This window comes from Streptomyces violascens, assembly GCF_014649955.1.
Classification (GTDB): Bacteria; Actinomycetota; Actinomycetes; order Streptomycetales; family Streptomycetaceae; genus Streptomyces; species Streptomyces violascens.
This window is the reverse complement of record NZ_BMUA01000092.1, coordinates 1-515: the sequence shown is the minus strand read 5'-3', so window position 1 is coordinate 515 and position 515 is coordinate 1. Positions and strand designations below refer to the sequence as shown.

Genomic DNA, 515 nt, shown 5'->3' with positions numbered 1-515 from the left:
GGTTAACCCGTGTGGGGAAGCCGTAGCGAAAGCGAGTCCGAACAGGGCGTTTGAGTTGCACGCTCTAGACCCGAAGCGGAGTGATCTAGCCATGGGCAGGTTGAAGCGGCTGTAAGAGGTCGTGGAGGACCGAACCCACCAGGGTTGAAAACCTGGGGGATGACCTGTGGTTAGGGGTGAAAGGCCAATCAAACTCCGTGATAGCTGGTTCTCCCCGAAATGCATTTAGGTGCAGCGTCGTGTGTTTCTTGCCGGAGGTAGAGCACTGGATAGGCGATGGGCCCTACCGGGTTACTGACCTTAGCCAAACTCCGAATGCCGGTAAGTGAGAGCGCGGCAGTGAGACTGTGGGGGATAAGCTCCATGGTCGAGAGGGAAACAGCCCAGAGCATCGACTAAGGCCCCTAAGCGTACGCTAAGTGGGAAAGGATGTGGAGTCGCAGAGACAACCAGGAGGTTGGCTTAGAAGCAGCCACCCTTGAAAGAGTGCGTAATAGCTCACTGGTCAAGTGATT

General features: G+C 55.9%; 1 rRNA gene. It reads left to right on the top strand.

What is annotated here, in order from left to right:
* Positions 1–515, top strand: a 23S ribosomal RNA gene (locus IE206_RS42240); the annotation flags it as partial.